Origin of the sequence: Raineya orbicola, assembly GCF_002843425.1 — a bacterium.
Lineage (GTDB): Bacteria > Bacteroidota > Bacteroidia > Cytophagales > Thermonemataceae > Raineya > Raineya orbicola.
In genome coordinates, this window is record NZ_NKXO01000002.1 from 15,237 (window position 1) to 36,212 (window position 20,976).

At 38.3% G+C, this 20,976-nt stretch carries 16 protein-coding genes; 6 read left to right on the forward strand and 10 right to left on the reverse strand.

From position 1 onward, the window contains the following. Window positions 1-12 precede the first annotated feature (12 nt). The 6 genes from Rain11_RS00595 to Rain11_RS00620 form a co-directional block, all read right to left on the reverse strand. Window positions 13-1,629, reverse strand: a complete 1,617-nt coding sequence (locus Rain11_RS00595) for an SGNH/GDSL hydrolase family protein (protein ID WP_101357387.1) — start codon at window positions 1,627-1,629, stop codon at window positions 13-15. A gap of 30 nt (window positions 1,630-1,659) precedes the next feature. Continuing rightward, window positions 1,660-2,937, reverse strand: a complete 1,278-nt coding sequence (locus Rain11_RS00600; protein WP_101357388.1) for an OmpP1/FadL family transporter — start codon at window positions 2,935-2,937, stop codon at window positions 1,660-1,662. Window positions 2,938-3,074: 137 nt separating this feature from the next. Beyond that, window positions 3,075-3,968, reverse strand: coding sequence for a cell division protein FtsX (locus Rain11_RS00605; protein ID WP_101357389.1), 894 nt, complete (start codon window positions 3,966-3,968; stop codon window positions 3,075-3,077). A 67-nt stretch (window positions 3,969-4,035) separates the two neighbouring features. Continuing rightward, entirely contained in the window at window positions 4,036-4,416 is a 381-nt protein-coding gene (locus Rain11_RS00610; RefSeq protein WP_101357390.1) for a DUF1987 domain-containing protein, read from the reverse strand. A 15-nt stretch (window positions 4,417-4,431) separates the two neighbouring features. Then, entirely contained in the window at window positions 4,432-4,992 is a 561-nt protein-coding gene (locus tag Rain11_RS00615; RefSeq protein ID WP_101357391.1) for a SiaB family protein kinase, read from the reverse strand. Between the two features lie 59 nt (window positions 4,993-5,051). Next, the gene (locus tag Rain11_RS00620) at window positions 5,052-5,792 is read right to left on the reverse strand and encodes a (Fe-S)-binding protein (RefSeq protein ID WP_101357392.1); all 741 of its coding nucleotides are present in this window, start codon (window positions 5,790-5,792) and stop codon (window positions 5,052-5,054) included. A 112-nt stretch (window positions 5,793-5,904) separates the two neighbouring features. Here Rain11_RS00620 and Rain11_RS00625 point away from each other — a divergent pair, with 112 nt between their 5' ends. Then, window positions 5,905-6,144: a hypothetical protein gene (locus tag Rain11_RS00625; RefSeq protein WP_101357393.1), complete on the forward strand. Its 240-nt coding sequence runs from the start codon at window positions 5,905-5,907 to the stop codon at window positions 6,142-6,144. Here Rain11_RS00625 and Rain11_RS00630 read toward each other — a convergent pair. The 3 genes from Rain11_RS00630 to elbB form a co-directional block, all read right to left on the reverse strand. Then, window positions 6,138-7,574: an SGNH/GDSL hydrolase family protein gene (locus Rain11_RS00630; protein WP_101357394.1), complete on the reverse strand. Its 1,437-nt coding sequence runs from the start codon at window positions 7,572-7,574 to the stop codon at window positions 6,138-6,140. The genes Rain11_RS00625 and Rain11_RS00630 overlap by 7 nt on opposite strands. Before the next feature lie 2 nt (window positions 7,575-7,576). Beyond that, on the reverse strand, window positions 7,577-8,026 hold the full coding sequence (locus Rain11_RS00635) for a J domain-containing protein (RefSeq protein WP_207764403.1): 450 nt from the start codon (window positions 8,024-8,026) through the stop codon (window positions 7,577-7,579). 88 nt (window positions 8,027-8,114) lie between these two features. Further along, entirely contained in the window at window positions 8,115-8,804 is a 690-nt protein-coding gene (elbB, locus tag Rain11_RS00640; RefSeq protein ID WP_101357396.1) for an isoprenoid biosynthesis glyoxalase ElbB, read from the reverse strand. A gap of 129 nt (window positions 8,805-8,933) precedes the next feature. Between elbB and Rain11_RS00645 the strand changes: the two genes are divergently transcribed. Continuing rightward, window positions 8,934-12,029: an efflux RND transporter permease subunit gene (locus tag Rain11_RS00645; protein ID WP_101357397.1), complete on the forward strand. Its 3,096-nt coding sequence runs from the start codon at window positions 8,934-8,936 to the stop codon at window positions 12,027-12,029. A gap of 32 nt (window positions 12,030-12,061) precedes the next feature. Here Rain11_RS00645 and Rain11_RS14255 read toward each other — a convergent pair whose 3' ends face one another. Next, entirely contained in the window at window positions 12,062-15,637 is a 3,576-nt protein-coding gene (locus Rain11_RS14255; RefSeq protein WP_101357398.1) for a leucine--tRNA ligase, read from the reverse strand. A gap of 145 nt (window positions 15,638-15,782) precedes the next feature. On the opposite strand from Rain11_RS14255, the gene Rain11_RS00655 reads away from it, so the two are divergent. Genes Rain11_RS00655 through Rain11_RS00670 form a run of 4 tightly spaced genes read left to right on the forward strand, consistent with a single transcriptional unit; the run spans window position 15,783 to window position 20,971 of the window. Beyond that, window positions 15,783-16,214, forward strand: coding sequence for an EVE domain-containing protein (locus Rain11_RS00655; protein WP_101357399.1), 432 nt, complete (start codon window positions 15,783-15,785; stop codon window positions 16,212-16,214). A gap of 4 nt (window positions 16,215-16,218) precedes the next feature. Then, a complete protein-coding gene (locus Rain11_RS00660) occupies window positions 16,219-18,732 on the forward strand; it encodes a DUF5686 and carboxypeptidase-like regulatory domain-containing protein (protein ID WP_165778046.1) in 2,514 nt (837 codons plus the stop codon). Between the two features lie 42 nt (window positions 18,733-18,774). Beyond that, a complete protein-coding gene (gene thrC / locus Rain11_RS00665; protein ID WP_101357401.1) occupies window positions 18,775-19,902 on the forward strand; it encodes a threonine synthase in 1,128 nt (375 codons plus the stop codon). A 4-nt stretch (window positions 19,903-19,906) separates the two neighbouring features. Further along, window positions 19,907-20,971: a DUF2891 domain-containing protein gene (locus tag Rain11_RS00670; protein WP_101357402.1), complete on the forward strand. Its 1,065-nt coding sequence runs from the start codon at window positions 19,907-19,909 to the stop codon at window positions 20,969-20,971. Window positions 20,972-20,976: the final 5 nt, after the last annotated feature.

Genomic DNA, 20,976 nt, shown 5'->3' on the forward strand with positions numbered 1-20,976 from the left:
AAGCGAAAACAATTAAGGGAACAATACCCCTCTGATGTTTCTAGCATTTATATCAATAAGGGGTATGCTTGTGCCATATTTAGCATTTATAGATTTAATAATTTGATTAGCAACAATAGCATAACCTTTTGGGGTAAGATGAACACCATCAAGCGAGAACAATCCACCGCTGATAAAGTCTGTTGAAACTTGTACGCCATCAATGCTTCTGTTTCTGATAATTTGATTAAACAAAGCATCGGCATCTACAAGTGCTAAACCTTTAGCTTCAGCCACGGCACGGATTTTTGCATTATAGGCGTTTGTAGCATTGCGAACAAAATTTACTTCTTGCTCATCTAACACCGACCAATCAGGAAAGGGTTGAGGTTGGAACGTAGTAGGATTTACAAAACCTAATCCGTTAGCAAAATTAGTAGGAGTGAGCAGCCCTTGCTGTGCAGGCAAAAGAATAAAATCAGAAGCCGCATCCATTTGTTCTACTATAACTCTTAAATCACCGGGAAGATCTGTAGAACAAAGAGGACAAATAGAAGTGGGTATAGTGCTAGAAAGTGCAACACCTTTTACAATAATAAATCTATTGTTGCCAGCAATAAGTCCTGGGTTTGTACCACCTACGATAGGACCGGCACCATCAGGATCCCAACCGGGAATAGGAGGCAATGGTCCAGGTCCGTCAGGATCTACGGTAAGACCTTGATAAATAAAGTTCAGAAGAGTTGCTTCTGATGCGGTAAACTCTCTTCTTACAGTAATTTCAGTTGCACTTTTAGGAATAAAAGGGAAGGTAGGCAATGTCCCTCTAATTTGCTGATTAATGAGCGTTACATAAGGAATAGAGGCTACGTCAGGAATAGTTGCAACCACACCCTTGGCACCATTGGCAGTGAGTTTGTTTATCAAAGCGTCGTAACTTGCATTAAAAACATTGATATTAGTAATTGCCCCCAAAGAACCATCAGTGCTGTAAGGAAATTGAGTAGGAGCGATAGTATTTGAGCGGATAGGGTTAGCATTGGGGTCTCCGCCACTTGTTGCAAAACCTAATACATCATTGTTTCCAATCCAACAGGTAAAGAAAGTAGCATTAGCTTCACCCACAAAATCTACATAAGATTTAGTAGTAAGGGGAGGAAGCAAACGTTCAAAAAAAGGATTGAGTTGGCTGTAAGCAGGAACGGTTACATCTACTACTCTAATACCTGAAATACCGTAGTTATTGAGAGGACCGTCGTAGCGAGCAAACCTTAAAGGACTTGGACTTACAACAGCCAAGTTATTTGTTTCTTGTGAAATAACAGGCGTACCTGTCGGACTCCAACCTGTAATTTTCAAGAACCCCGAACCATTTTGCTGCCCATCATTGAATAAAGCCTGATGAAACTCTCCACCGCCAACTAATTTGAATTGCTCGGCAATAAATTTGGGGTAAGAGTACCTCATAGACTCGTTATACAAGCCATTATCAGCAACGCCAGCCGTAAGGGAGTTACCAACAGCAATATATTTGCTTAAATCTAAGCTACCTTTGTTAGCTGGGATAGGGTCTATTTTAGGAGCACAAGCACCTATAATAAAAGCACTTGCGGAAATAGCTAATGTTCCTTTCAGTATGTTGAGTTTCATATCTATTTTGAATTTTTTGTTCGACCATTATTAGAAATTAAACGTTACACCAAAAGTACCTACTACGGCTTTGGTTTTGAAATCGCCGCGAGGACCTACAAAATTACCATTAGCATCAGTAGCAGGATTTCTATTATCGCGAGTAGGTCTGGTAAGATAGATGCCTCCTAAATCAATGCTTACTTTTCCAAAAGAATATCCCAGTCCTAATGTACCCGCAAAAGTATTGGCATCAGGAGTTTCGGCAGTCATAAAGCCATCTTTTACAGGTGATGGATCGAAGTAAGTGCCTCCTCTAATAGCTAATCCTCCTTTTTTATATTCAGCACCAGCACCAATAGTAATACGATCTTGATATTGACGAGGAGAAATAGAAGTATTAGAGCCTGCTACAGGGTCTGTGAAGTTAAAAGCAAGTTCTTTGTAAGCACTCCAAAAAGTATAGCGGGCATCAAAGTTGAATAATAAGTTATCACTATATTTCCAAGTAACACCGGCAGTAAGCACAGCAGGCAAAGGTAATTCTGATGAAAACTTAGTAGAAGCAGTACTACCACTCAGATTAGGGAAATTACCCGCAATAGCGGCACCTACGGGACCACCCAAAGATGGTATGTTAGTAAAAGTAGCAGTGCCGTCTTCTACTTTGGCGATAATTTTAGAACGATAAGCTAATCCGAGGGTTACTTCATCAAAAAGTTTGTAGGCTACCCCCAAGTTCCAGCCCATACCTGTTGCTTTTCCGTCAAGTTCAGCATCTACAAAAAGACCATTGACAGGAAGAGCATTTTGTCTTTGCAGATTAACACTTCCAGTCATATACTGGAATCCTGCTCCAACGGAAAACTTTTCATTTACTCGGTAAGCAACAGTAGGTTGAATGTAAATGGCTCGCAGAGCAATTTGCTCTAAATAGGTTTTGCCAATCCAGCCATCTTCCCATTTTACAGTAGAGCCATAAGGCGTAACTACACTCAACCCTGCTTTGATAGCTTTATTTTTTCCAAAACCAAAAGCGGCGTGTAAGTAAAAAGGAGTACTTACAGGGTTTTCAGTTTTATAAATGCTGCCGTCTAAAGAGGCAAATTCTGTTTTACCAAATATGGCATTTACCCCCGCCGCTACTCCACCACCTTCAATGAAGCCAATAGCACCAGGGTTGTAGAACATATTGCTTACATCAGCCAAGGCAGAACCAGTATTTCCCATACCTGTTTGCCTTACACCTTGCAAGACTACTTGAAAGCCGCCTGCTTCCGCCCATAAATAGGCACACAGACCTAAAATAGTAAAACTTAGTCGCTTCATAAAAAAGTTGTTAAGTTTAGGTTAATTGAAGTTAATATGGCAAATTTATCGCTATTATACAAAAATATCTACGATTTGTTACAAATTTTTCTTATTTTTTTTCAAAAAATATTCTGCAAGCATAATAAAAGCACTTTTTAATACAACTCATCTAGGTTCATTGCAAGATATTTATTGACAGCCCTGTAAGAGCTAAAAATACTTAAAAATACCCCTAAAACAATTAAAATTCCTCCGATAATTAAAATTTGCAAAGGACTAAACATTTCAGAAAGCCTAATAAAACCTACATTTAAGTAGGGTAAACTTACATAGATAAGTGTAAAAGCGATAGCTCCACTCAAAAGCCCTTGCCAAAAAGCGGTTGCTAAAAAAGGACGGCGGATAAAGGAGGCTGTAGCCCCTACCAATTGCATCGTACGGATAATAAATCTCTGAGAAAATAAAGCCAATCGTATAGTATTGTGTATCAGTATTACCACAATAATCATCATAAAAAGAGCAAAAGCTGAAAGTACAAAACTGACCATTGCTACATTCTGATTGACCTCCTCTGAAAACTCTTGTGCATATGACACCTCAAAAACACCTTTCATTTGCTCAAGTTCTTTCTTGATTTGCTCCAACCCCTCTTGGCTACAGAATTCAGATTTGATATGCAATAAAAATGAATGGCGTAAAGGATTTTCACCAAGCAGAGTGATAAAATCCTCCTTCAAGTCTTTGATAAGTTCTTTGGCGGCTTCGTCTTTATGTTTGAAAGTTATATCGGCTTGTCCTGCAAATCTTCTGATATATTTTTTATCAGAAAGCAATTGCCGTATTTGTGCTATTTGCTCGTTTTCTAATCCATTATCGAGCATTACTTGTACTTCCACATTTTCTTTTACTCTTTCAGCAAAATTGATAATACCTATGATAAGCATAAGTAACACCCCCAATGCAATGAGAGCAATTGTGATACTTGTCATCACACTGGTGTAAGGGTAGCTTCCTAAACTTTTACTTTTGGTTTGAGTAATAGTTGCCATAGTTTTTTACAAAAAAAGCAAAGAAAAAAAATATTTTCTTTGCTTACAACAATGGATTTAGTGTAAATTAGCTTTCTAATTCAGTCATTTCAATCGGAATTTTGACAATTTGTCTTAAATCTTCCCCTGTTTGGAGCATATCTTCGTCTTCAGAATCATAGTACCAAGAAACTCTTATTTTTTTGCCTTCTGCGTGCATTTTTTCTAATTTTTTCAGAATCCCTAAAATATACATAGAAGAACTTGTATTGAAATAATCCAGCTTAAATGTAAAATGAGTTAGTTCTTGTGGATTCTTGGCATATTCATCAAGCCACTGCAACAATGGCTCATAGAACTGGAAGGAGTTTTCAGGGATAGACCTGCCTGCCAATTCCATTTTACCACTTAAAGCATTAAAAAAGACTCTAGGCGTTTTATTAGTATTTTCTATTATCAAACTTTCCATATATTTTATGAAGTTTTAGCTTAATACAACATCTTTTACACGAGCTACGGTCATACTCATCATAAAAAGTACGTGGTCTTGGTCGTATTCAACAAAAGAATAGTTAATTTTGCTTTGAGTACGTCTTGCCATATCTATCAAGCCAAGCCCTGCTCCACGTGTAATAGATACTTTGGGATTTTCTAAAATATCCAAATAAACCTTTTGCAAATCTTCTGCCGACATCATATTCACGTTATCTATGCGTTTTTTTAAGGCTCGCATTCTATGCCCTGAAATATAATTACCTACTAAAACTTCATATTGGTTTTGTTGAGCGGCAACAATCACAAAGGATTCATTCTCAAAAGACTTATCCAAAGATTCTTCGGCAAAATAATTGACAATGTTTTGAATTGCTTCTACCAAAATGCTAATAACTTTCTTACGGATAGCTAATTTTTCATTGATAGAAGCCACATTTTTTTCAGCTAACTTAACAAGATAAGTAACTGTATCACCATCAATACAGCCCTTGTAGGCGAGCAAGACTTTTTCTTTTTGAATAATTTGGTGATACCTATCTACAATAGACATAAGCTATGAAGATTTAATTTGCGGAAATTTTTGAAAATTTACGATAAAAAGCAAATTTTTTAGCAATCATTTGCTAAAATTTCTGCTATATGTAAGAAATTCAATGAAATATTGTTTTTTTTGGCATAACTTTCCAAATGCATCAGGCAAGAGAAATCAGTAGAAACTACATATTCGGTGGTGGTTTGAGAGGCATTTTGCAATTTTTGTTCTGCCATAGCCGCTGAAATGGCAGGAAATTTTACAGCAAATGTTCCTCCAAAACCGCAACAAGTTTCAATCCCACTCATTTCAACAATTTCCAACCCTTTTATGCTTTGAAGCAACTTACGAGGTGCATCACTAATATAGCACTCACGAAGAGCTGAACAAGAATCGTGATAAGTGATACGATGTGGGAAACAAACATTTTCTAACTGCTCAATACCCAGCACATCTACCAAAAATTCGCTGAGTTCAAAAGCCCTTTTTTGCAAACTATAATATTTTTCTAATTTTTCTTCGCTTTTCAAAATATCGGTATAAGCGTTTCTAATCATTCCAATACACGAAGCCGAAGGGGCTACTACGTAGGCATTTTCATCATCAAATTCATCAATGAGTTTTTCCGCAACACTGCAAGCCTCTTTCCAAAAACCTGCATTATAGGCGGGTTGCCCACAACAAGTTTGTTTTGCCTTGTAACGTACCCTACACCCCACACTTTTGAGTACCTTGATTGTGTCCCAAGCAATTTTAGGGCGAATTTGGTCTATAAAACAAGGTATAAATAAATCTACAACGGGGGAACTCTTGGACATTCAAGCGTTTTTTGTGGTTACAAAGATAAGTTAAAATGTATATCAGTCAAGAGAACATCAAAAAAAATTTATTTTTGCAAAAAATTTGCTTTACAAATTTAAATTGCCTCTAATGAAACAATTAAATCAATTCAGCGAGGGCTCGCTTACTGTTACGCTTTTTTGGTGGAATCAGAAATTTATCTTGAAATTTGAACAAAATCAGCTTGAGCAGACTTACAAAATTAGTGAATTGGATTACTCCGAAACAGAAGTTTTAGAACTTGCTCAAAATCAAGAATTTTTAGAGAGTGTAAAAAAACGATTTGAGCAAATGTTTAGCGACCTGCAAATATATTTGCAAACCTACTGAATGTTTTTATAACTTTGAAAATCACTCCAAAGAGCCTCAAAAAACATATTCCCGATAATTTCTGCCCCTTTGAGCGTAAAATGGGTGTAATCTTTGCTTGCTAGACCCTTTTCTACCCAAAGAGGCATTGTATTTTTACCTCCCATTGCCTCATACAAGTCCCAAAAAGCACAATCCGCTTGCAGGGCGATTCTTTTCTGCACTCTGCGTAAAATTTCTACCGCAGGGTAGGTCTCAAAAGCATTTCCAGACTTGTAGCTTCTATCCGAAATCCCCACAAGCACAAAAGAGGCTTTGGGGAAGGCTTTTTTCAGGAAATTGATTTGCTCCATCATTTTTCTTTCATAGAAGCCAAAGTCGGTGGTGTTCATTGTTACATTTACCCCAAAATGCAAAATAACTAAACAAGGGTTGAGGTATTCGGCTTGTGCTTGTAGGGTGGAGAGGTTCATTTTGGTAAATTCCAATCCCGCACTACCTCGTATGGGAATGTTATCAACCGTAATACCTTTATTACAATCCAATGCCACAGCGTACATTTCAGGGCTATTGGCTGACTGCCAAGTAACTTTGATTTCAGAAAAGTTTGTTTGCAAAGGAACTGCCCAAAAATGCACTTGTGAAGCAGGTTCAAATTTTTTGTGAGAAAGTTTATTTTCGCTCTCCCAAATTTCTATTAGCGTTGGGGTTTGTGTATTACGAAAAAGAATTTTGATATTTTCTACTTTTTGAGCTTTCTCGCTTGCTTTCTCGGATTTACGAAAAATAGTATAGCTTGCTGTGTCTTTTTCAGAGTAAAGATAAGTTTGTCCTAAAATGCCATAAGTCTGTTTTTTTTCGGGCAGAGCTTTACCGAGCAAAAAATAGTTTTTTAGTTTTTCATCATTTTCTTGCTGTATGCTGAATTTGATATTGTTGGCATTCGTGAAACCTTGCAAACCTACCCCGCAACCTCCTACTTTTTCTTGCAGGGCTGTTCGTAAAGTGGCAGTAATTCTATCACCTTCAATTTGCGAATCGGCAAAGTAGAGGATACGGTAATGCTCGTTTGCACCATTCTCTAAATTTTGCAAGGCTGAAAAAAAATATTGAAGCGTTTTTAAGTTATTTTTGGGATAAGCCAAAAAAGTGTTTCGAGTAAATTTAGTTTCAGAAGTATCAGATAGAGTGCTTTTGGCAGAATTAGGGTTTTCTTGATGATGCTTACGCATTTCTTTGCGTTCTACGTTAGGAGAGTAGCTGTAAGCATTTTGCAGACTATCAATCCATTGATTTTTTGCTTTTATATCAACTTTATCTGATGAAAAAGTTTCTTTTTTTTCCGAGTAGTTATTGCCCCAAAATTTTCTACTAAATTCAAAACCTTTCCACAAACTTACTAAAATAGCTACATACAAGAAAATACGTAATGTTTGATGAACTGACTGCATTGCTATTTTTTTCCAAATTTTTTCTCAAAATATTGGTAGGCTTCATTAAGTTTCTGACAAAGTTCTTCGGCGGTTTTGCGTTTGCTTTCATTATGATGAAAGTTGTCGGGGTGATATTTTTTCATCAAGTTTTTGTATGATTTCTTGATTTCTTCAAAATTGCTCCCTGCGGGAACTTCCAGCCAAGCGTAATACTTCAACTCTTGTGTATTGGAATTTTGATAACTAGACTTTTTTTGGTAATCCTGCTGTTTCTGATGAGACTGATACTCCTGCTGATATTTTTGGTATTTGCGATAGTTCTCTTCAAATTCCTCAAAAGCAGTTTTTTGCTTATTGGTTTTCTCTTGCGAATGCTGTTCTTTTTTGCCAATGCCCCTTTCTTCCAAGGCTTGGTCAATGGCATCATTGATGTAGGCTCTCAATATATCCCAAATTCTCTCGCTGAACATCTGATTATGTAAGTTTTTTACGTGAATATACATAAAAGGAAACCTTCAAAAGAAGTGAAGGTTTCAATAATAAAATAAGTGTCAAATTTTATACCAGCTCTTTCATTTTCGCAATAGTATTTTCAGCACCCGCATAAATTTGAGAAATAGAGGCTTCCATCATATAACAAGGACTTGTAACGATTTTATTCGCTTTATCCACAAAAACTTCATTGACACTCACCATTACGGCGGTACTTCCTGTCTGATTGATACCTTCGCTAATGGCTCTAATATCATAAGGAGATTTTTCAATAGTATTGCCTACGGTAAGTTGCACATTGGCAATGCCTTCCAGAGCTTTTGCTACCGTAGTAGGCGACATACAAACTGCCCCAATAGGCTTACCAGCTTTGTAAAAATCTTGTATTACTTTCTTGATAGGCTCAAGAATAGCCCCCGCAGGACCTTCAAAAGCCCATTTGGTAAAATTTTTAGCCACACCAAAGCCCCCGGGCATTACCAAGCCGTCAAGTTCAGTAACGTTCAAATGGGCTACATCAACAATATTGCCACGTGCTATGCGTGCCGCCTCTATGAGAACATTACGTTTTTCGGGCATTTCCTCGCCTGTGAGATGATTGATAACGTGGTGTTGTTCGGTATTAGGTGCTGTACAAACCGCTTCTACGCCCATTTTATCCATAGCAAGCAATACGCTAACTGATTCGTGTATTTCAGCACCATCATACACGCCACAACCTGAAAGCAAAACTGCAAATTTGAGTTTCTTTTCCATAAAAACCAGATTTTTACTTGCGTAAGCAAATTACAAATTTTTAGTAAGAAAATAAATTTTCATCAAAAAAAAACTTATTCGGAATGCAAAATTTTCTATGTTTTTTGCGTTTTATTGAAAAAAATATCTATGGGAATTGCTGATTTAAGTCTTCGCCGTCCTGTTTTGGCAATTGTGATGTCCTTGATACTAATGCTTTTCGGAGGGATTGGATATAAGTTTTTGAGCGTAAGAGATTATCCTGCCATAGACCCGCCTGTCATTACGGTGCGTACTGCCTACACTGGTGCCAATTCGGATATTATTGAAAGTCAAATCACTGAACCTTTGGAAAAGGCTATCAATGGTATTCAGGGAGTTCGGACAATTTCTTCTACCAGCTCGCAAGGGGTGAGTAGTATTACAGTTGAGTTTGAATTAGGCATAGATTTGGAAGCCGCCGCCAATGATGTTCGCGATAAAGTAAGCCAAACTTTGCGACAATTGCCCCAAGATTTAGATGCTCCGCCTGTGGTTTCAAAAGCCGATGTTTCCGCAGACCCTATCATTATTTTAGCGGTGCAAAGTACCAAATTTAACCTTTTTGAAATAAATGATTTTGCCGTGAATGTTTTGCAAGAACGGTTGCAAACCATTCCTGATGTGAGCCGTATCAATATTTTTGGCGAAAAACGATATGCAATGCGTTTGTGGTTCAAACCAGACCGCTTGCAAGCCTATAATATTACCGTGAATGATATTCAGCAGGCTCTTTTGCGTGAAAATGTAGAACTCCCCGCAGGCAAAGTTTTTGGCAACCAAACTGAACTTACTATTCGTACATTAGGCAAACTTTCTACGGAAAAAGAGTTTGAAGAAGTAATTATACGTTCTAATAACGAAGGAATTGTAAGGCTGAAAGATGTTGCCGAAGTAGAATTGGGCGTAGAAATAGAAGAAACCAACTGGAAACTCAATGGTAGTGGTGGTTTAGCAATGGCAATTGTACCACAACCGGGTTCTAATTACGTCAAGATTTCAAATGATTTTTACAAGCGTTTAGAAGAGTTAAAAAAAGAAATACCCGAACATATCCGTTTTGAAGTGCTGTATGATGTAACCAAATACATCAAAAAATCAATTGAGGAAGTAGCTGAAACTTTACTCATTGCTTTTGGTTTGGTAGTGCTGATTATTTACCTCTTTTTTAGAAATTGGCTCATTGCTATTCGCCCATTGATAGATATTCCTGTTTCGCTGGTGGCAACTTTTTTCATAATGTATCTGGCGGGCTTTTCTATCAATATTCTTACGATGCTTGGCATTGTGCTTGCTACGGGTTTGGTAGTTGATGACGGCATCGTAGTAACTGAAAACATTTTCCGTAAATTAGAGCAAGGTTATCCTATTCGCCGAGCCGCCGCCGAAGGCACCAAAGAAATTGTATTCGCTGTAATTTCTACCTCTATTACGCTGGCAGTGGTCTTTTTGCCTATAATGTTTTTACAAGGTTTTGTAGGAAGTCTATTTCGTGAATTTGGTGTAGTAGTTGCAGGAGCAGTGCTGATTTCTGCCTTTGTTTCACTGACACTCACTCCCATTTTAAGCGTTTGGCTCAACCGACCCAAAGATAAACCTTCTTGGTTTTATCGCATTACAGAGCCATTCTTTACAGAAATGGAAAACCTATATGCCAAAACCTTACAGGCTTTTTTGCGAGTACGTTGGGTAGGCATTGCATTGGTAGGAGTTTGCTTCGGAATAATTTATTTCCTCTTTCAAAAAATTCCTTCTGAACTTGCTCCTATGGAAGACAAAAGCAATTTTCGTATGAGCATCACTGCTCCCGAAGGTGTATCGTTTGATTATATGACCGAGTACGTAGATAGATTCGCTACTTTTGTACGCGATTCTGTGCCCGAAGCGAGAGGTGTGTTCAGTTCTACGGCACCTACTTTCATTGGTGGAGGCTCTAATACGGCTTTTGTAAGGGCTATTTTAGTAGAACCCCAAGAGCGAAAACGTTCTCAACAGCAAATTGTAGATTATGTAAATAAAAAACTTTCTCAATTCAACGATGGGCGTATTTTTATAGTCCAAGAGCAAACTATTTCAGTGGGTTTAGGGTCGCGAGGAGCTTTGCCTGTGCAGTTTGTAATTCAAAACTTTGATTTTGAAAAAATAAAAAAGGTGCTACCTACCTTTTTGGAAGAAGCTCGCAAAAGTGGAACATTCCTTGCCGTAGATGCCAATCTAAAATTCAATAAGCCTGAAATTGAAATTTCTATTGATAGACTTAAAGCCAAAGATGCAGGAGTAAGCACTGCCGATATTGCCGAAGCCTTACAAGCGGCTTATAGTGGCAGAAGAATGGGCTATTTTATTATGAATGGTAAGCAGTATCAGGTAATAGGGCAAGTCAAGCGTGAGTTTCGTGATGAGCCAACAGATTTGAGCCAAATTTATTTGCGAAACAACAGAGGAGAACTTGTGCAGTTAAGCAACTTGGTAACTATTCGTGAAACCAGCAATCCGCCACAGCTTTTTCACTATAACCGCTATAAATCAGCTACAATCTCGGCTTCTTTGGCACCGGGTAAAACTATTGGCGATGGCATTGCTACTATGCAAGCCATTGGCAAGAAACTTTTAGATGATAGCTTTGCTACTTCGCTATCGGGACCTTCGCGAGATTACGTTGAGAGTTCTTCAAATACAGCTTTTGCTTTCTTTTTAGCTCTTTTGCTGGTGTATTTGGTGCTTTCAGCTCAATTTGAAAGTTTCATAGACCCTTTTGTGATAATGTTCACCGTACCTTTGGCACTGGCAGGAGCGTTGCTTAGCTTATGGCTTTTGGGGCAAACTATCAATATTTTTTCACAAATTGGTATGATTATGCTCATCGGATTGGTTACTAAAAATGGTATTCTGATAGTAGAATTTGCCAATCAAAAGCAGGAGCAAGGTATGGAAAAAGTCAAAGCCCTGCTGGAAGCCTCTAAACAGCGTTTAAGACCTATTTTAATGACTTCACTGGCTACAATGCTTGGAGCATTACCGATTGCTTTATCACTCGGAGCGGCGGCACAGAGCCGTATGCCTTTGGGAACCGTGATTGTAGGAGGGGTGCTGTTTAGCCTTATACTCACTTTGTATGTTGTACCCACAATGTACAGCTACCTTTCACGTCCTAAAAAAGCCCATTTACAGACTAATGAGCAAGTAACCGAAGAGCTTGTTTTGTAAAAATTGCCTCCCAAAACTTGGGAGGCAATTTTTTATACTACTACATTCACTATTTTTTTAGGAACAATAATTACCTTTTTGGCGGATTTGCCTTCAAGCCATTTTTGTACGATTTCGTTAGATAAAACAATTTTTTCAATATCAGCTTGGGGCAAATCTAATGCAATTTCAATATTAGTACGTAGCTTTCCATTTACCGAAATAGGATAGTTAAAAGTACTTTCCTGTAAATGTTTTTCATCATAATCGGGGTAAGTGGCAAAGTTGATACTTTCAGTATGCCCAAGCAAATGCCAAAGCTCTTCGGTAATATGTGGAGCATAAGGAGCTAAAAGCACCAAAAGAGGTTCTAAAATAGATTTTTTATTGCATTTTAGGTCTGTAAGTTCATTTACGCAAATCATAAAAGTACTTACAGGCGTATTGAATGAAAATCGTTCAATATCTTCGGTTACACGCTTAATGGTGTGATGTAAAATTTTAAGTTCGGCTTGCGTAGGTTCTTGTTCGCTAACATTAAAGTTCCCCTTTTCATCGTGAAATAATCTCCACAATTTTCGTAAAAACTTATGCGTACCTTCAATGCCGTTGGTATTCCAAGGTTTGAACTGCTCCAAAGGACCAAGGAACATTTCATAAAGTCGCAAGGTATCGGCTCCGTATCGTTCAACCACATTATCTGGATTGACTACATTGTATTTGGATTTAGACATTTTTTCTACTTCCGCTCCGCAAATATATTTGCCTTCCTCTAAAATAAACTCCGCATTTGCTAAATCAGGACGCCACTTGCGAAAAGCATCAATATCCAAAACATCGTTTTCTACTAAATTTACATCAACGTGTAAAGCTACTGTCTCGTAGCTATCTCGCAAATTATACGATACAAAAAGATTAGGTAATTCATAATCATTTTCAGGGAATTGAACGAATTCTTCTCCTGACAAAGCCTTTCTCACCCTTAAAACAGCCTCTTCTACGTTGGTAAAAATCTCCTCTACCGAAACAAACATCACTTGGCAATCAGGCATAAATTCAGCATATTTGCTCAAATAATTTTGCCAATTTTCTTTAATGATAGATTGAGAGCGAATTTCAACAGCGACTTTCTTTTCTTTGTGAACAAAATCTAATTGCATATCACCGGGCAATACGTTTGCCTCAAAGCCCAAAGGCAAAAGATATTCAGCAAGACGCTTGTGGGCTTGAGCCTCTTTGTAAAGAACTTTATACACAAAGTTGCTTCGCCCTTGTATCATTCCCTGATTTATCATTTTTTGGAAAGGTTCAGGCGAGGAAATGTAGCCTAAATCATACAGCACCTTGTTCCAAAAACGAGAATAAAGCAAATGCCCTGTGCCGTGTTCTGCACCGCCAATGTACAAATCTACATTTTTCCAATATTGCTCTTTTTCTTTGCTGACAAACTCTTTGCCATTATGCGGGTCCATATAGCGAAGCCAATACCAACTGCTTCCTGCCCAACCGGGCATCGTATTGAGTTCATAATCGTAAATGCCCTTGTATTTCCAATTTTCAGCTCTGCCAAGGGGTGGTTCGCCTGTTTCAGTAGGCAGATACTTATCAATTTTGGGCAATACCAAAGGCAAATCATTTTCATCAATTAAGTACGGCACTCCCTCTTTGAAATAAACAGGTACAGGCTCTCCCCAATATCGCTGACGGCTAAATACGGCATCACGTAGCTTATAGTTGATTTTACGCTTACCAAAACCATTTTCTTCGGCATACTGAATAGCTTTTTCAATGGCTTCTTGGGTATCCAATCCATTCAAAAAGCCTGAATTTATCATTTTGCCATATTTTTTTTCGGTAGGGTTTTCCAAATGCTCTGTGCCTTCAATAACAGGCACAATAGGCAAGCCAAAAAATTTGGCAAAACGAAAATCTCTATCATCAGAACTCGGAACACCCATTACGGCTCCAGTTCCATATCCTGCAAGCACATAATCCGAAATCCAGATAGGAATAGGTTCTTTTGTAAAAGGATTGATAGCATAAGCCCCTGTAAAAACGCCTGAAACGCTTTTTACTTCGCTCATTCGCTCTCGCTCGCTACGATTGATAGCCTTTTCTACGTATGCTTCTACTTCGGGTTTTCGGTCAGGAGTGGTTATTTCACTTACAAGCTCGTGTTCAGGGGCAAGAACTAAAAAAGTTACTCCAAAAATCGTATCAATACGAGTAGTGAAAACGGTAATGGTTTTATTTACCTCACCCCCCAGCCCCCTCTCCAAAAGAGAGGGGGTGTTTTGGATAACTCTTTTTATTTTTTCTAGAACCTTTTCTAAATCGTTTTCTACTTCTGAGTTAGTAAAACGAATTACTTGATAACCTAAGTAATTCAAGTATTCTGTCCTGATTTTATCAAACTCTTGCTGTTCTTTTTCAAAATGCACTGCACCATCAACTTCTATGATGAGTTTTTTTTCAAGGCAAACGAAATCTACGATAAAGTTCTCAATAGCGTGTTGTCTTCGGAACTTTACATCTAAATTTCTGTTTCTTATTGCTTGCCATAAGATATTTTCAGCGTTTGTAGGATTTTTACGATTATTGCGGGCAAATTCTTTTAATTTTTCCCATTTTTCAGGGGAAGTTGTTTGCCAATGAAATGAGTGTTTCGTATTTTTATTTTCAATATTTTCTTTTTCAATGCTTTGAGAGGCAGTAATAGCCCCCTCTCCTTTGGAGAGGGGGTTGGGGGTGAGGTAAAAACAAACCTCCGCCCCCATACTTTTACCTATCCAATTTCTTTGCACTTCTTTGATGCTTTCCGACCAGTCCAACGTTTCCAAATCTTGCAAGAGGCGTTCGGCGTATGCAGTAATTCTCATCATCCATTGCCGCATTAGTTTGCGTTCTACGGGATAGCCCCCTCTTTCCGAAACGCCGTCTTTTACTTCGTCGTTAGCAAGTACCGTTCCCAGTGCAGGACACCAATTTACGTATGCATTAGCAAGATACGTAAGGCGATATTTCAAGAGAATATCAGAACGCTGTTTTTCTGAAAAATTTTTCCATTCTTCGGCAGTAAAAGTAGGCGTATCTTCGTCGCAGGCGGCTTCTACTTGCAGATTACCATTTTTTTCAAATTCTGCAATAAGTGTATGGATATGCTCGGCTTTATTAGCTTTCTGATTATACCAAGCCTCAAACAGACGCATAAAGATCCATTGTGTCCATTTGTAATATGCGGGGTCTGATGTTTGTACTTCTCTGCTCCAATCGTAAGAAAAACCAATATTTTTAAGTTGTTCTTTGTAACGTTTGATATTTTCGGCAGTAGTAATAGCAGGGTGTTGCCCTGTTTGGATAGCATATTGCTCGGCGGGCAAACCGAAGCTATCAAAACCCATAGGGTGCAGTACATTAAAACCTTTGGCTCTTTTATAGCGAGCTATTACATCAGAAGCAATATAGCCGAGTGGGTGTCCTACGTGCAAACCCGCTCCCGATGGATACGGAAACATATCCAAAACATAGTATTTGGGTTTTGAAGTATTTTCTTTGGTTTGGTAAATATTGTTTTCTGCCCAATATTTTTGCCATTTAGCCTCAATTTCTCGGAAATGATATTCTGCCATAGGGGTTGAAATTTTGTAATAATCGGCAAAGTTAGCACTTTACCCCCAATTCACCAAAATTGAAAAAAGTCAGCAACAAAAAATGTTATATCGCTACGAAAATATACCAAAAGATTTATCTTTGTAACATAAATCAGGTTATTATATGCAATATTGGCTCTTAAAATCTGAACCTTTCAAATATAGCTGGGAACAAATGCTCAAAGACGGCTCTACCTTCTGGGACGGGGTGCGAAACTTTCAGGCTCGCAATAATTTGAAAGCTATGAAAAAAGGAGATTTGGCTTGTTTTTATCATAGCAATCAAGGCAAAGAAATTGTGGGTATTGTGAAAATCATCAAAGAAGCCTACCCCGACCATACTACTGATGAACCCGATTGGGTAATGGTTGATGTTGCTCCTGTGTGTAGTTTGAATAAGCCACTCAATTTAGCTACGATTAAAGCTCACCCCGTTTTGCAAAATATGGCTTTGGTGAGGCAAAGTCGTCTTTCCGTTGTACCTCTTACCAAAGACGAATTTGAGATGATTTGCGAAATTGGTAAAGTTGATGTAAATTTGCTAAAAAACACCTGATATTTTGAAAAAACTTCTACTGACTTTCATATTATTGAGTTTATCAAGTTTCCTTTTAGCTCAAAAAATCACTATCACAGGTAAATTGGCTGATGCCAAGACCCAAGAACCGCTGATAGGGGCTATTGTTCGCCTTTCCCAAAATAAGCAAATCGGTACCGTAACAGATGAAAACGGGAATTTCAAACTTGTTTTCAATTATCTTAAAGACTCCCTTGTATTTGAATACACAGGCTATAAAACAAAAAAAGTCCCCTTCACTGCCCAAGCTCAGCAAGTTTTTAGCTTACTATTAGAAGAAGATACCCAAGCAATAGAAGAAATCACGGTCGTCCCCGGTGAAAACCCTGCTTATGCTATCTTACGAAAAGTTGTGAAAAATAAAAGCAAAAATGATAAACGCCGAGCTAAATTTTATGAGTGTGATATTTACAACCGCATTGAAGGCTACGTGAATGACAACGAAAAGGGTATCAGCAATTTACGTGTAATGAAAGATATGAGCCGTGCCGCTGCCACTATTCCTAATTTGCGAGATAGCAAAGGTAAAGTGCTGATACCGATACTGGCAAGTGAGAGTTTTTCACGCTACTATTATATGGGAAAGCCCGAAAAAGAGCGTGAAGATGTAAAGGTAACAAACCTTTCGGGAATTGGTCTGGAAAGTGCCGAAGGCATTGGGCAAATCTTTACAGGTGGCAAACTCAATGATTACAATTTCTATCGCAATCAAATGAATATTTTAGACAAATATTTCACCTCACCCATTGCTGATGGCTGGCGATTGAAATATGATTATGACCTTTTGGATAGTGTTTTAGTGGATAAAGATACTTGCTATGTGCTAAATATTGTACCTCGCAACCGACAAGACTTGGTTTTTGAAGGTAAAATGTGGATAAGCAAAAACGATTATGCCCTCAAAAAAATTGATGTACAAATGACCAAAGAAGCAAACATCAATTTTATCAAAGGCTTGAAAATCAGGCAAAATTCTTTTCGCAGCAGCGAAGGCTACTGGCTTCCTGAAAAAGTAGATTTTGAAGTAGAAGTTTCGGAATTTTCGGAAATTATTCCTAATATTTATGTGCGTACTCATACACAATATCATAATTATCTGCTCAATGAAGCCCGTGATAAGAGTTTTTACGATGAACTCCCGTTACCACCCAACAATGAAAACAAAGATACCAGCTATTGGAATATTTACAGAAAAAACGACAGCACTTTGGTAAGCAAAGTAAATGTTTATCAAATCATAGACTCACTAAAAACTATTCCTTCTGTACAACGTTACACTACTATTCTCACTATTCTTACTACGGGGTATTATGAAATGAAAGGCATTGATTTAGGGCATTATGCACGCTACTATGCTTGGAATGATATAGAGGGACATCGTTTCAATATAGGTTTCCGTACCAATCGCTTTTTGAGTAAAAATTTCACTTTTAAGACGCGTGTAGGTTATGGCTTACGAGACCAGAAAGGCAAATATTTTGTGGAGCTAAGTCAGATTCTTTCCCGAAAATTATTCACCAAAGCTACTTTCAGCAGAACCGAAGATATTGAGCCATTGATTTTTCTAAATCAATTTGATAACCTCCCTGATATTTTCATTGCTTCCAATCGCTTTTTTACGCTTTCGGGACGAAAGCCTTTTTTCAAAAAGGAAAATCTTTTTTCCATAGAAAGTTCTATTCAGCCTTCATTTACAGAAAAGCTCACTTTCCGAACTCGTCAGTTAAGCCCTTTGCACGGATTTGCCTATAAAATTCCTGAAAATACAGGCTTGCGTACAGAAATCAATACTACTGAAGTGATATTGCAAACCACTTTTCGGAAAGGGGGAAATCGTATTCGCTTGCTAGATAATAGTGAAATTACCATTGGAGGAGGAACTTCGCCTAAATTTACACTTACCACTGCTTTGGGGTTAAAAGGTTTTGCAGGCGGAGATTTTAATTATCAGCAAATTCAGTTAGATATTTCCAAATACAATGCTCGTATTTTTGGTATCGGACACGCCAATTACTTCATCAGTGCGGGCTATTATTTTGGTCAAGTGCCATTTCCTTTGCTTCGGGCTCATTTGGGCAATAATACACCTTTTCTGATAGAAAAAGCCTTCAACCAAATGAGTGGTTTTGAGTTTGTCAGCGATCATTACATAGCCCTGAACTATGCTCATTACTTTGAAAACCTGATTTTCAGTCGTTTGCCACTTTTCAAAAAAGCCAATAAGTTTTTAGATTGGCGTTTGGTAGTTAGTTTGAATGCTGTTTATGGAGGTTTGAGGCAAGAAAACAAAGATTTAATAGCAGATTTTGACCTATTCGGTAATCCTTTGCCACCTATTCAGAGCCTTAACTATCAGATGCCTTATGTTGAAGTGGGGTATGGGATAGATAACATTCTTAAATTTTTCCGTGTAGATTTTTTTCATAGGCTTACTTATCTGAATTTAGATACTGCCAAGCCCTTTGGTATAAAATTTTCCGCTCAAATTAAGTTGTAATTTTTTGAAAAAAATTGCATATTTCGCCCAAACCTTGTAACCTTGAAGCCCAACGCTCTTATATGTACGCAAACAGGAGAGGAGTACCCGCTTGATGAGCCTATTTGGCAAAGTCCCAAAGGGTATCTTTTGGATATTCGTTTTCGTCCTTTTTTAGATAAAACTTCTACTCGTACTCGCCCTGCTAATTTATGGCGTTACAGGGAGGCTATTCCTGTAGAAAAAGATGAAAATATCGTCAGCTTTGGGGAAGGAGCAACCCCTATGCAAAAAATCAATATTGCAGGGGTAGATGTGCATTTCAAGTTAGATTTCTTGTTTCCAACAGGGTCTTACAAAGATAGAGGCAGTGCAGTGCTTATCAGTAAAATCAAAGAGCTTGGCATCAGGCACGTAGTACAGGATTCTTCGGGAAATGCAGCAAGTTCCATAGCCGCTTATTGTGCCAAAGCAGATATTGCTTGCGATATTTATGTGCCAAAGGGTATTTCAGAAGCGAAACTTACCCAAATTCGGGCTTTTGGAGCTAATGTAAAAATCATAGATGGCTCTCGCGAAGATACGGCTCAGGCGGCTTTGGAAGCGGCAAAAAACAGCTATTATGCCAGTCATTGTTGGAATCCGTTTTTCTTTCAGGGAACTAAAACCTTTGCTTTTGAAGTTGCCGAGCAACTTGGCTGGAAAGCTCCTGATGTTGTAATTTTACCCGCAGGAAACGGTACTTTGCTTATTGGGGCATATATTGGTTTTAGAGAGTTGATGAAAGCAGGCATTACAGATAAAATTCCTAAAATAATAGGCGTACAAGCGGCAAATTGTTCACCTTTGTATCAAGCCTACAACGAGGGTTTGCCTTACATTCCAAAAATTGAAACTTTGCCTACACTTGCCGAAGGCTTAGCAATTGCCCAACCTATACGAGGCAAGCAGATGTTGCAATACGTAGAACTAACCGAAGGTGTTTTTTTATCTGTAAGTGAAGAAGAAATCAAAGATGCTTTATTATTGATGTGTAGCAGGGGTTACTTCATTGAGCCTACTTCGGCGGCGGTAGTGGCAGGAGTGCAAAAATATGTGGAGCAGTTCTGGGAAAATGAAAAAATTGTTTCTGTGCTTACTGGTTCAGGTTTGAAAGCGGTGGATAAAATTGCCAAAATCGTAAATAAATAGCCTTATGCGTTTTGTTCTTTTGCTTTTTTTGTCTTTGCCTTTTTGGGCATTCTCTCAAACTCTCAGCCAAGAGCAAGCTCAAAGACTTGCCCAATTGCCTTTGAAGTGTTTGGAGCAAGAATATCCCAACAAGCTCAATCAGGTGCTTGCTGATGAAAAAGACTTAGAAAGTCCTAAAAATTTACACCCTGCTTTTTATGGTTGTTTTGATTGGCACTCGGCAGTACACGGGCATTGGAGCTTGGCTTATTTGCTTCGTAAATTTCCTAACTTGCCCCAAAGAGAGGAGATTATCCAAAAACTTTCTGCCCATCTTTCAGTGAGTAATATTCAAAAGGAGATTGCTTATTTTGCAAAAAAACACGAATACGCCTTTGAGCGTACCTACGGCTGGGCTTGGCTTTTGGCTTTACAACAAGAACTAAATACACACCCCGAGCCACGCTTGCGAAGTTTGGCAAGTCATCTGCAACCGCTTTCTGATTTGCTTATCGCTCGTTATCAGGAGTTTTTACCCAAATTGCTCTACCCTATACGTGTAGGTACGCATACAAATACCGCTTTTGGAATGAATTTGGCTTGGGATTATGCCATAACCACCCAAAATTCAGTTTTTCAGGAAATCTTACGAAAAGAAGCCAAACGACTTTTCAGTAAAGATGTAGCTTGCCCTTTTGCTTGGGAGCCAAGTGGCACAGATTTTCTTTCACCTTGTATGGAAGAAATCGCCTTGATGATGAGAGTTTTGCCTAAACAAGAGTTCTTAATGTGGGCGAAAAAATTTGCCCCTACTTTGTTTCAAAAAAACTTTCGTTGGGAAATTGCCAAAGTTTCTGACCGCAAAGATGGGCATTTGGTTCATCTTGACGGCTTGAATTTCAGCAGGGCTTGGAACTTGTATGATTTGGCTAATTCTTATCCCGAATTGGCTCATTTGCAAAAAGTAGCCGAAGAACACTTGCGTTTTTCTTTACCTGTTATCACAGACGGCAATTATGAAGGAGAGCATTGGCTTGCTTCTTTTGCGTTGCGGGCTTTTTATTTTTTGGAAAAAGGAAGTAAAAAATAGGAATT